Raw genomic sequence first — 11,667 nt, forward strand, 5'->3', positions numbered from 1 at the left:
GTATCAACCAGACGATCACCGCCGTAACGTTGGCCGCAGCACCATCCTGCTGCCACCTGTGCGCCAATCCGGCATAATGCCGCTTTTTTGCTGCCGGACATCATGACCCTGTCGCCCTACCTGCTTACGCCTTTTCTGCTGATTCTCTCGAACATCTTCATGACTTTTGCCTGGTATGCGCATCTTAAAGACATGTCGGGCAAGCCTTGGTATATCGCAGCCTTCGCCAGCTGGGGCATTGCACTGTTCGAGTACTTGCTGCAGGTGCCGGCCAACCGTATCGGCTTTTCGGTGATGTCGCTCGCGCAACTGAAGATCCTGCAAGAGGCGATCACGCTGTCGGTGTTCATCCCCTTTGCCGTGTTCTACATGAACCAGCCGTTCAAGTGGGATTATGTCTGGGCGGGTTTTTGCCTGATGGGGGCGGTGTACTTCATGTTTCGCAACTGACCGGCGCCAGCATCACGCAATTGCGGCCAGCATTCTTGGCACGGTAAAGCGCGATGTCGGCACGACGGTACAGCGCATCGGTGCCATGATCGGCCTTGGCACCCACAGTCACGCCGACGCTGATGGTCAGCGGAATCTCGTTGCCCTCCCATTGCAATGGCTGGCTGGCGACCAGATCGCACAGCCGCTGCGCAACGAAGCCGGCCTCTTCCAGCGTGGTATCGGGCAAGACCATGCAGAACTCCTCGCCGCCCAATCTCGCCAGCAAATCTTCAGCGCGAATACCATCGGTAATCATCGCCACCAGATGCAGCAGCGCAGCATCGCCGGCAGCATGGCCATAACGGTCGTTGATGGCCTTGAAATGATCGACATCGACAACGCACAAGGCGTAGTCATCTCCCGCATCCAGTTGCCGCTGCTGCATTCTTTGCACCTGCTTCGCCAGCTCGCGACGGTTCAGCACCCCGGTCATCGGGTCGGTTTGTGACAAGAGACGCAAGCGGTCGACCAGCCGCTGGGTGACGAGCCCAATCAGCGCGATATTGATGGCCAACGCGAGGATCATCCCCGAAAACAGGAAAATGGTGTTGAAACTGCCGGTAGACATGGACGCGCCATTGTCGCCAAAGCCTGCCGACACCAGCAAAAACCGGCCGGCAAACAGCACGAATACCGCCAGAATAGGGCTGAGCATGATATGGGTGGCAATCACCCGCAGCAGGCTGCCACCGATGCCGCGCCAGGCATCATGCAGGGTGAGACCGCTGAAAATCGCGGCGATCAGCGAGTAGGACAGCGCCGGCAATTTGCTCGCTGGCAGGTAATCAACCGTCAGCATCAACGCCATCACCGGCAACAGCAGCAAAGCAGTCTCACGCCAGCGCCATTCACCATGAGTAAAGCGGTGAATACCCAGTCGCAGACTGGCAAAACTGCACAGCCCCAACAGGTCGGCAAGCGGGTAAATCAGCAGATAATGGCCGCCCTCTGCCCGCCAGGAAGTCAGCACCAGACTGACCGCCATCAAAAGGTTGGTCAGAATGAACATCATCGAGACGCGCGGCGACATGCGCAGGGCAACACCGATCACACCCCAGCTAAATGCGGCTACACTGCAAACTGCAACCGTTGCCTGCAGAATGGTTTGTGGATCGCTCATTGCAGCCCCCGCGCACGAATGCTATGAGTGTAGGCAATCGTTCAGGCCATTGCCGCCATGCGGCCAACATCAGACTGATTTACAACAAGGGTCATCATGCGCCTGCTCGTTTTTGCCTCACTTCTGCTCTGCCAGCCGGTCTTCGCCGCCGAGCTGGTGGTCAGCTATCCGGAACGTGAGAAAGAGCCCTATATCGCCGAAGCCCCGTCCAACAAGGGTATCTTTCTGGATCTGCTGAAAGTGGCCGCCAGCCGGATCGGGCTGGATATCCGAGTCGAACGCATGCCGAAAAAGCGCATGCTTGCCGATATGCAGGCTGGGCTGGTTGATCTTTATCCCGGCTCGTTCAGCCTTGATCGCATCCCGGTCATGAACTGGATGGAGAACGGCCTACATACCCGTGAAGTCTGTCTGGCGAGGCCGGCTGTTGCTGAGTTCAACGGCCCGGAAAGCGCACCGCTGCTTAAGGTCATTGCCGAACTTGGCAGCAGCAAGGAAACCATAGACAAGCAATTCCCCCTGCTCAAACCCGTCATTCTGGGTGCGAGGATTGATATCGACCAGGCAGTGCGCCTGCTGCGCGAGGAACGCGCCGATATTTTCTTTATCGAACGCGACCCGCTGATGTGGTACCTGAAACAGCCAGACAGCAAGCCACTTCGGGATAGCGGGCTGAAGCTGCTGACCGAGTGTGGCGAGCCGGAGTTCGCCCAGCTGTTCGGCTTTTCCCGGCACTCCCGCCACTATCGCGAAATACCCAACCCGCGCTATCGCAAGGACAAGCCGCTGGATCTGGACAATCTGCCAAGCATGATTGACCCGGCCTCTACCGCCGGCAAACTGGCGCTGGAATTGAAACGCATGCAGGAAAGCGGCGAGACAGATCGCATTGCGCGGCGCTATCTGCCTGACTATCGCAGCTGGCCAGTCAACATCCCTGCGGCCACCCCTGCCCTGCCGCCAAAGGACAAGGCTAGCCCGACGCCGATCAGCAGCCGTTAAGCCCTGCCCGCACCATGCAGTGCCTTGCCAACGAAGTGGCGCGGCACTTTGCTGCGCGGTACGCGGCCATCAAACCACTCGCGCACATCCGCCTCCAGCCCGATGCCGTGCATATAGTTGTACAGCGCCTTGTTCAGCGCGCGGCCCATGGCATTGTGATCGGTACCGGTCGGATCGATAAAGCCAACGTCGTTCTTGGCGAATGTCACCTCGGGCAGCGGAATCAGCTTCACGCCATACTCTTCAGGATTCTGGCCGACCGGCGAATGCACTGTACAGGCAAAGCGGTGGAAGAAGCCGCTCTGGATGCAGCCGTTTTCAAACAGCTGGCGCACGTATTCGAGTGCATCTACCGTGTCTTGCACCGTCTGGGTCGGGAAGCCATACATCAGATAGGCATGCACCAGAATGCCGGCTTGGGTAAAGCCATGCGTGACACGCGCCACCTGATCCACCGACACGCCCTTCTTCATCAGTTTCAGCAGGCGATCGGACGCCACTTCCAGCCCGCCGGAGATCGCGATACAGCCCGACTCGGCCAGCAACTGGCACAGCTCGGGCGTGAAGGATTTTTCGAAACGGATATTGCCCCACCACGAGATCGACACCTTGCGACGCAGCAGCTCTTCCGCCAGCGCGCGCAGCATTTTCGGCGGCGCGGCCTCATCCACAAAGTGGAAACCGGTCTGGCCGGTTTCGGCAATGATGGCCTCGATACGATCAACCAGCGTCTCGGCCGAGGCGGTTTCGTAACGCGAGATGTAATCCAGCGTCACGTCACAGAAGCTGCACTTCTTCCAGTAACAGCCATGCGCAACGGTCAGCTTGTTCCAGCGGCCATCACTCCACAGTCTATGCATGGGGTTGAGCATGTCGAGCAGCGACAGATAACGGTCGATCGGCAAGCCATCCCAGGTTGGCGTACCCACCTCGGAAAACGGCACATCGCCTTCCATCATGTTCACGTAGCGCACCTGCCCGTCTTCACGCACATAAGTACGCACCAGACGGCTGATACCCCGTTTGCCCTGCAAATGCTCGACAAGTGCCAACAGGGGCTTCTCGCCATCGTCCAGCGTGACGAAATCGAAATAGTCGAACACGCGCGGCTCGCGCAATTCGCGCAGCTCGGTATTGGCAAAGCCGCCGCCAAGCGCTGTACGGATATGCGGCCAACGTTGCTTGATAGTCTGCGCAATACGGAAAGCCGCATACACCGAACCAGGGAACGGCACCGACAACAGCACGAGATCCGGCTGATGCTGCTCGATCGCCGCGATGGTCAGCTCTTGCAGCATGTCGTCGACCAGGGTTGGCCGCAGCGCCAGCGCATCTGCCAATGGGTCAAACGTCGGCTGACTCATCGCCAGCGACTCGGCATAACGCACGAACTCGAAGCGGCTATCCACCGAATCCCGCACCACGTCCGCCAGATCATTCAGGTACAGCGTGGCCAGATGGCGTGCACGATCGTAACTACCCAGCGCACCAAATGCCCAGGCCAGCGGATCGGCCTCGGGGTCATCCGGATCCATATAGTTATCGAGCGCGACAAAACGCGCACCCTCAGGCAACAGGCCGCGACTGCAAATGCGATGCGCCAGCGTGCTGTCCCGCCCCTGCAAAAAGGCAATCACACGATCTATCGTGGCCAGGTATTGCTCGTAGTGCTCGAGGAAAAACCACAGTTGGTCGCTGCGCTTTTTCGGCGGGATGCTGTCGATACGCTCGCGGACAGCTGCCAAGCCTGCCGCAGAAAACAGCCGCAACACCAGCGCCAGCGCCAGATCCTCCTGCACCGCCGGAATATCGCGCGAACGCAGAAAACCGGTGATATAGGCCGTAGACGGATACGGCGTATTCAACTGCGTCATCGGCGGAATCAGGGACAGGATTTTGGGCAAGGCAGCGTGAGTCATCGACAATTTTCCGGATAAAAACAAGGCGGGCAGCCAATGGCTGCCCGAAGCATGTATTTTCTCACGAAGCCGTCACTGGCAACAGCTCCATCAGTAGGGAAAAGACAGGGTCAATATGCAGTAATTTCGCGCCAGGTAACCCGCTTGATCACTCGCCCCATACCGCAGTAAGAGTTCGGCACAATGACCTCGATCCCGCCAACGTTCTGTTTGCACTTGGAGATCTTGTAATCCCAGTAGTAGTCCGAAGCAACAAACAAGGGCAGGCGATCGTCTGTACCGCGGCCACCAAGCCCGGACATCAAGCCCTCCAGCGTCGCCCCGCTATACCCCTTGCCGATAAGTGTACTGCGGATGCTGGCCAATTCTGCCGCGGTGTAAGTCGGACTTGCATAACCGGTTACCGGCTTGGCCGACAGCGCATAGTTATCATAAAAGTCCGACAGCATGCCCTTGTCGCAACTATTAGTTACATCAGTCGCATAGTCATAGCCGATAAACAGGCGCGGATTAACACTGTCATTGGTATACAGAAACTTGGTCGGTCTTTGCATATCCAGCTTGAAGTCAAAGTAAAAGCCCAGCTTGTAAGTCGACAGACTATAACTCTGCGTACCGGCCGCGTTGCCAAGGTTTCGAACCCCTGAAACCGGGCAGGCCGCGTCAACAACCGACTTATCCGGGTAATTGAGTGTGGCGTAACGGAAAGTACTTCGACGCTCAGAAGTAAAGTCAATTACCTGATGCTGTGCCAAGTCCTGTCTACCACAGATTCGCACACCTACATCCCACATCGAATAAACACTACGCTGGGTAGACTCCCCAGAACAGTTTATCGGATTGCTCAGATCACAAGTCTCGATGTACTTAGAACCCAATACCGACACAAGAATATTCGGCTTGGCGACCGTGGCTGTCTTGTCAGTTACCAAGGGATTGGGCGAGATAACTGGCGCAAAGGTAATCGGCTGCACCTTGCCATCAGGCCCTAGAGCCGTAAACATTTCAGTTGATGTCCACGCTGCCGGATTACTGGCAGACACATCAAACTTCCATAAATTACCCAGCAAATCTCCGGCATAAATCAGATCTACCGTACCGTTATTATCAACATCATATGTGGCAATATCTGACAAGCCCTTCTTCCCATCAAGCACCATTTTCTTGTAACGCCCCGAGGCTGACCATTCGGCCCGACGGACTTTTTCTACCGGCAGGAAAAACAGTGCACCATTATTTTTGGCACTATCATAGCCATTGGGCATCAAAACCTTCCAGGTGCCATCATTCATTTTGGCGATCTTGGGCTTGCCAAAAGTCAGACCAAGATCATCATCCTCTCGACTGGTGAACTCCCAATGCACGATAGAATTGGCATTTGCCTCAGTTAGCAAGGCAGGGTCGGTAATATCCAGCAGGAACATACCCTTGCCACCCGCCCGCAATCCACCGGCAAGCAAGGTACGCCACTGGCCAGACTGCAGTCTGGCCGCAGCATCACTCAGTGCGCCATCAACATAATATTTATTTACGAAATTCGGATCGCTGATATCTGCGAGCGGCGTCAGGCTGGTACTGTGGATAAAATAACCAGGGATATAGGCAAACGCCTCACGCCCGGTAACTGCATTAAATGCATGCACCATGCCATCATTGGCACCGATATAAATCAGCCGAGTCCTGTCTTTATAGGTGTTATAAAAACTCGAATACCCTGTCTCGTTATAAAGTAGCTTGCCGCCAGGGTTACGCAGACCATCCGGAGGGCCAACTTCAACCGAGGTCGAATGCATGAGGCTACCCAGCTTGGTCTTGGTACGTTTGCGATACTTAGCTCCTTCATTCGTGGCACTACCACGCAAATAGTCAATCAGCTTGGGAGCTTCTGTACTATTACCAAACCGTGATTGCAGGTTGGCCGTCTGCAGTGCTGCGTTGGTAAATGGCAAGGCATAATTGGTTTCCGGATCGCCAATAATGATCTGGCGACCACTATCGGATTGCAGCAGATCATGCGCCGCCCACAGATTTACCGAAAATTTGCTGGTGCCTGTTGCCTTCTTTTTACCGAACAATTTCCCGGAGTAATCATCAGGCGAATAACCGGCTTCTACCGAGATGGTTTCACCATCGGTATTGAACGACGCTGCCGGCGGCGTCAACGGTACTTCAGAGCTGATTTCACTCAGCGCATCCGCCAGACCCTGACGGAATTCGTCAGGGTTGGCCGCGGCCACGAACGAGCCACGGCTATTGACTGCGGCATGCCACAAATCGTCAATCTTATACCTGTCATTTGACGTAGGATTTGGCCAGCTTTTTGTACCTGCTTCCAATGCCGGCAAATCAACTTTCGGATCCAGACTCCCACGCAAACCCATGGAAAGGCTGAATGTCGTCATATGCTGCTTAGTTTGAGAGTTTTTGCGGGTTGGTGGAATATTGTTTACCAGGCCGGACAGGTCTGTTTTCCAGTAATACATAGCCACATCAGCCAATGTATTAGAGAATCCATCCGAATAAGGTTTACCTTCGTCTAAATCCTGATTACCAACATTACTTATAGTCTCCGAGCTCCAATACCCGTCAGTTGTAAGAATAGTGAATGATCTCCGGCAGCTGACATTATCCTGCCAGTAGTTATTGCGAAAATTCTCACCTGACCACTGCAGTGCAGACCTTAATGGAGTACCAGATGCTGATATCGGTAAATTAAGTAGTTCTTGAAAAAAATTCTGTCTATTTGTAGATGAAAAATTTCCGGAAGTAGGCACAGGAACATAGTAAGCACTTGACTTATCATTAATAGTGGCAAATCCAATTCTGAAGTTAGACCCTAAATCAGCAAAGGCCAATGAGGTACTACCTTTAGCTGCTAGAATTCGCGAACGATAATACTGAAACCAAGTTGCAAAGTTGGCGGCTTCGGCAGCTACTGTTCGACCAGAAGGGAAAGTCGTAATTGCCTGCTCAGTACCACCATTCAAATCACGCCTATAGCCGGTCGAACCGCGAATCTGGTACCGAATATAATTCTGCAGCACAGTCTTATTTCCTGTGCCTTTATATACAAAGTAGGTAATTGGCCAATAGTTTTGTGTGGTTATTCTGGCCGTCGTATCTGCAGAAGAACAGCCCCAATTATTACGGCAATAGCGATAATCACCAATTGAATAGTCTCCAGACTTCCCATACCAGTAATCACTAGAATTCTGCTGCTGGGTCAAATTTATCGAGCCTACGGTTTTTCTCGCGGTATTCCAATACGCGAGCGTGGCACTAGCTTTGGGCAATCCGTCATAGTAAGTACCATCCCCATTACTCCAGGCAACGTACTCATTATTAGGATTGTAAAAAAGTGTGTTATTATCTGAAGATCTCAGAAAAACATTGAATGCATTATCATCATCAAAATAAGGAATATAATAATAACCATCATTTGTATAATTATTTCCACCATAAACGTTAGTAACTGGCGGCGGAAACAAATACCCGGCTGCATTTGCCTCTTTATAATCTTCAGGCATGATCTCCCACATCATGGAGCCCGAGTCATCCAGCAGATACATGATGTTAGGATCCGCACTCCTGACCTCGTTCAACGGCGTCGCTGGTATGTTCAAGGGCATTGCCACTGCAGGAAACAGCAAACCGACAGCAAGTACCTTGAAACGCGAGGGAAAGATGGACATGGCACAACCTTTATACTGAAACAGCAAGACCGGTTAAGCAAAGCCTGCAAACAGTTCAGGCTACTTATAAAAAAAACTATTAATTACAGTTAATTAACAACTCATTTAACTATAACCCATCATCTGTACCTGTTAAACAAAAAGCCGGGAGTTACCCGGCTTTTTGCTGCAACACAAGTCCAGTTTTACTTGCGCTCAACCTGCGACACATCACGTACGGCACCGGTATCGGCACTGGTGGTCATCGCGGCGTAAGCACGCAGCGCCGGGCTGACCACGCGCTCGCGCGACAGCGGCTTCCATGACTTGGCCCCACGCGCTTCCTGAGCAGCACGGCGTGCGGCCAACGTTTCGGCGCTGACTGCCAGATGAATGCCGCGATTCGGGATGTCGATCTCGATGGTGTCGCCCTCTTCCACCAAGCCAATCGCACCGCCTTCTGCCGCCTCCGGCGACACGTGGCCAATAGACAGACCGGAAGTACCGCCGGAGAAGCGGCCATCGGTCAGCAAGGCGCAGGCCTTACCCAGTCCCTTGGACTTCAGATAGCTGGTCGGGTACAGCATTTCCTGCATGCCCGGACCACCTTTCGGGCCTTCGTAGCGGATCACCACCACGTCACCGGCGACTACCTGATCCGCCAGAATCGCGGCTACCGCATCATCCTGACTCTCGAACACGCGGGCGCGACCGGTGAATTTCAGGATGGAGTCATCCACACCGGCGGTTTTCACGATACAGCCACGCTCGGCGATATTGCCGTACAGCACGGCCAGGCCGCCGTCTTGCGAATAGGCATTGGCCTTGTCGCGGATGCAGCCTTCGGCACGGTCGTTATCGACGGTCGGATAGCGCATGCTCTGACTGAAGGCGATAGTAGTCGGCACGCCACCCGGCGCAGCACGATAGAAGCGCTGCGGCTCGCTGTCTTCGCCGTGACGCATGATGTCCCACGCCTCAAGGCCGGTACCCAGTGTCGCGCTATGCACGGTCGGCACATCACGATGAATCAGGCCGGCACGATCAAGCTCGGCCAGAATCGCCACCACCCCGCCTGCGCGATGCACGTCTTCCATATGATATTTCTGGGTAGCCGGTGCCACTTTCGACAGGCACGGTACGCTGCGCGAAATACGGTCGATATCGGCCATCTTGAAGTCGACGCCCGCCTCGTTGGCCGCAGCCAGCAAGTGCAGCACGGTATTGGTCGAGCCGCCCATCGCTACATCCAGGCTCATGGCGTTCTCGAAAGCCTGCTTGCTGGCAATACTGCGCGGCAGCACGCTGTAGTCTTCGCCTTCGTAATGGCGCTTGGTGATCTCGACGATCAGGCGGCCAGCCTTGAGGAACAGCTCCTTGCGGTCGGCGTGGGTCGCCAGCAGGCTGCCGTTACCCGGCAGGGACAGGCCCAGTGCCTCGGTCAGGCAGTTCATCGAGTTGGCGGTAAACATGCCGGAACAGGAACCGCAAGTCGGGCAGGCGCTACGCTCGACCTTGTCGACCTCTTCGTCCGACACTGCACTATTGGCCGCCTCGACCATCGCATCGACGAGGTCCAGCTTGCGGATATTATTGCCCCACTGCACCTTGCCGGCCTCCATCGGGCCGCCCGACACGAACACTACCGGGATATTCAGCCGCATGGCCGCCATCAGCATGCCGGGGGTAATCTTGTCGCAGTTGGAGATGCACACCAGCGCGTCGGCACAGTGCGCATTCACCATGTATTCCACGCTGTCGGCAATCAGGTCGCGGCTGGGCAGGCTGTACAGCATGCCGCCGTGGCCCATCGCGATGCCGTCGTCCACGGCGATGGTGTTGAATTCTTTGGCCACGCCGCCGGCACGCTCGATCTCGCGCGCCACCAGCTGCCCCATATTGTGCAGATGCACATGGCCGGGCACGAACTGGGTAAACGAGTTGGCAATGGCGATAATCGGCTTCTGGAAGTCTTCGTCCTTCATGCCAGTGGCACGCCACAGCGCGCGGGCACCCGCCATATTGCGGCCGGAAGTCGAGGTCTTGGAACGGTATTGCGGCATGATGATCCTTAAACTGGTAACGGTAATCCTGGCGGCCAGCTGGCCGCGTATTGTCCTTGCGCCTCGCGACCCCGTTCGGGCCGGCTGCGGGAACTTGCCGGTGGGCAAGCTCTCTGTGGCATTAACATCCTGCAATCGATAGATGCAGGACGCCTACAGGCGCTTCTCGTATAATTTATTCCTCTCTTTTACCGCAAACGCACACGACTGACAAATGCTGATCTTCCCGCAGATTGACCCGATAGCCATCCAGCTTGGCCCGCTCGCCGTACACTGGTACGGCCTGATGTATCTGATCGGCTTCGGCCTGTTCCTGTGGCTGGGCAGCCGCCGCATCAAGTCGCAGCCGGAATGCGGCTGGAGCAGCAAAGACCTCGACGACTTCCTGACCTGGGCCGTCATCGGCGTGGTGCTGGGCGGGCGTCTGGGCGAGGTGCTGTTCTACCAGCCCGGCTATTACCTGCAGCATCCAGCCGAAATCCTCATGATCTGGAAAGGCGGCATGAGCTTCCACGGTGGCTTTATCGGCGTGCTGGCGGCGATGGCGCTGTTTGCGCGCAAGAAAGGCGTGTCGTTCTGGGTAATCAGCGACTTTGTCGCGCCGCTGGTGCCGACAGGCTTGGCAGCAGGCCGCATCGGCAACTTCATCAATGGCGAGCTCTGGGGCCGTCCGGCCAGCCACGACCTGCCGTGGGGCATGATCTTTCCGCATGTCGACGCCCTGCCGCGCCACCCTTCACAGCTGTATCAGGCCGCACTCGAAGGCATCGCGCTGTTTGTCATCCTGTGGTGGTTCTCCGGCCGTCGCCGCCCGCTTGGTCAGGTATCGGCGGTGTTCCTGATCGGCTATGGCAGCTTCCGCTTTATTGCCGAATTCTTCCGCACGCCCGACGCCGGCATCTTCGGCCAGTCCGACATCATCAGCATGGGTCAGTGGCTGAGCCTGCCGATGATTCTTGCCGGCATCGTGTTGTATCGCCTGGCCGCCAGCGGCAAGCTCGGCAAATCTCACTGAGGCAGACCCATGAAAATCGCGCTTACGCTCATCCTGCTGGCCGGCCTTGCCGGTTGCGCCAATTACCAGTGGCGTCACGCCGACGGCATGGCCAACTTTGATCAGGACCACTATACCTGCCTGCAGGAAGCCGCCAAGGCACTGCCGCCGCAGATGGGCGAGCGTGTGCGCGAACCGGAACGCTTCATCGCGCCGCAATGGCACTGCCCGAGTGGCGTGAGCGATCAGAGCAAGTGCGCCTACACCCCGGCGCGCTGGCTGCGTGCCGAGCGCGAGACCTACGACGTGAATGCCGAAGCGCGCAAGGACATGCAGAACAGCTGCCTGAAGGCCAAAGGCTGGACCTATGTGCGGGTTGATTAAGCCAGCCGCGCACCTTGCCGGC

The 11,667-nt window shown here is 56.0% G+C and carries 8 protein-coding genes; 4 read left to right on the forward strand and 4 right to left on the reverse strand.

The features are described 5' to 3' along the window. Positions 1-102: 102 nt before the first annotated feature. Positions 103-450, forward strand: coding sequence for a DMT family protein (locus tag ACZ9W6_RS01530; protein WP_465189287.1), 348 nt, complete (start codon positions 103-105; stop codon positions 448-450). Here the strand turns inward: ACZ9W6_RS01530 and ACZ9W6_RS01535 are convergent. Next, positions 434-1,612, reverse strand: coding sequence for a GGDEF domain-containing protein (locus tag ACZ9W6_RS01535; protein ID WP_465189288.1), 1,179 nt, complete (start codon positions 1,610-1,612; stop codon positions 434-436). The two genes, ACZ9W6_RS01530 and ACZ9W6_RS01535, sit on opposite strands and share 17 nt — an antisense overlap. Positions 1,613-1,708: 96 nt before the next feature. On the opposite strand from ACZ9W6_RS01535, the gene ACZ9W6_RS01540 reads away from it, so the two are divergent. Beyond that, the gene (locus tag ACZ9W6_RS01540; RefSeq protein WP_465189289.1) at positions 1,709-2,614 is read left to right on the forward strand and encodes a substrate-binding periplasmic protein; all 906 of its coding nucleotides are present in this window, start codon (positions 1,709-1,711) and stop codon (positions 2,612-2,614) included. Here the strand turns inward: ACZ9W6_RS01540 and ACZ9W6_RS01545 are convergent. From ACZ9W6_RS01545 to ilvD, 3 genes are all read right to left on the reverse strand, one after another. Further along, positions 2,611-4,533, reverse strand: coding sequence for a B12-binding domain-containing radical SAM protein (locus ACZ9W6_RS01545; RefSeq protein ID WP_465189291.1), 1,923 nt, complete (start codon positions 4,531-4,533; stop codon positions 2,611-2,613). The genes ACZ9W6_RS01540 and ACZ9W6_RS01545 overlap by 4 nt on opposite strands. A 110-nt stretch (positions 4,534-4,643) precedes the next feature. Then, entirely contained in the window at positions 4,644-8,225 is a 3,582-nt protein-coding gene (locus ACZ9W6_RS01550; RefSeq protein ID WP_465189292.1) for a pilus assembly protein, read from the reverse strand. 185 nt (positions 8,226-8,410) lie between these two features. Then, a complete protein-coding gene (gene ilvD, locus ACZ9W6_RS01555; protein ID WP_465189293.1) occupies positions 8,411-10,267 on the reverse strand; it encodes a dihydroxy-acid dehydratase in 1,857 nt (618 codons plus the stop codon). Between the two features lie 214 nt (positions 10,268-10,481). On the opposite strand from ilvD, the gene lgt reads away from it, so the two are divergent. Both lgt and ACZ9W6_RS01565 read left to right on the forward strand, forming a co-directional pair. Continuing rightward, a complete protein-coding gene (lgt, locus tag ACZ9W6_RS01560) occupies positions 10,482-11,282 on the forward strand; it encodes a prolipoprotein diacylglyceryl transferase (protein ID WP_465189294.1) in 801 nt (266 codons plus the stop codon). A 9-nt stretch (positions 11,283-11,291) separates the two neighbouring features. After that, a complete protein-coding gene (locus ACZ9W6_RS01565; RefSeq protein WP_465189295.1) occupies positions 11,292-11,645 on the forward strand; it encodes a hypothetical protein in 354 nt (117 codons plus the stop codon). The last annotated feature ends 22 nt before the right edge of the window (positions 11,646-11,667 follow it).

It is taken from the genome of Vogesella lacus (assembly GCF_979366295.1).

Bases quoted from the DNA above. Each gene is read 5' to 3' on its own strand.
- ACZ9W6_RS01530 (WP_465189287.1), top strand. From the start codon at position 103: ATGACCCTGTCGCCCTACCTGCTTACGCCTTTTCTGCTGATTCTCTCG.
- ACZ9W6_RS01535 (WP_465189288.1), bottom strand. From the start codon at position 1,612: ATGAGCGATCCACAAACCATTCTGCAGGCAACGGTTGCAGTTTGCAGT.
- ACZ9W6_RS01540 (WP_465189289.1), top strand. From the start codon at position 1,709: ATGCGCCTGCTCGTTTTTGCCTCACTTCTGCTCTGCCAGCCGGTCTTC.
- ACZ9W6_RS01545 (WP_465189291.1), bottom strand. From the start codon at position 4,533: ATGACTCACGCTGCCTTGCCCAAAATCCTGTCCCTGATTCCGCCGATG.
- ACZ9W6_RS01550 (WP_465189292.1), bottom strand. From the start codon at position 8,225: ATGTCCATCTTTCCCTCGCGTTTCAAGGTACTTGCTGTCGGTTTGCTG.
- ilvD (WP_465189293.1), bottom strand. From the start codon at position 10,267: ATGCCGCAATACCGTTCCAAGACCTCGACTTCCGGCCGCAATATGGCG.
- lgt (WP_465189294.1), top strand. From the start codon at position 10,482: ATGCTGATCTTCCCGCAGATTGACCCGATAGCCATCCAGCTTGGCCCG.
- ACZ9W6_RS01565 (WP_465189295.1), top strand. From the start codon at position 11,292: ATGAAAATCGCGCTTACGCTCATCCTGCTGGCCGGCCTTGCCGGTTGC.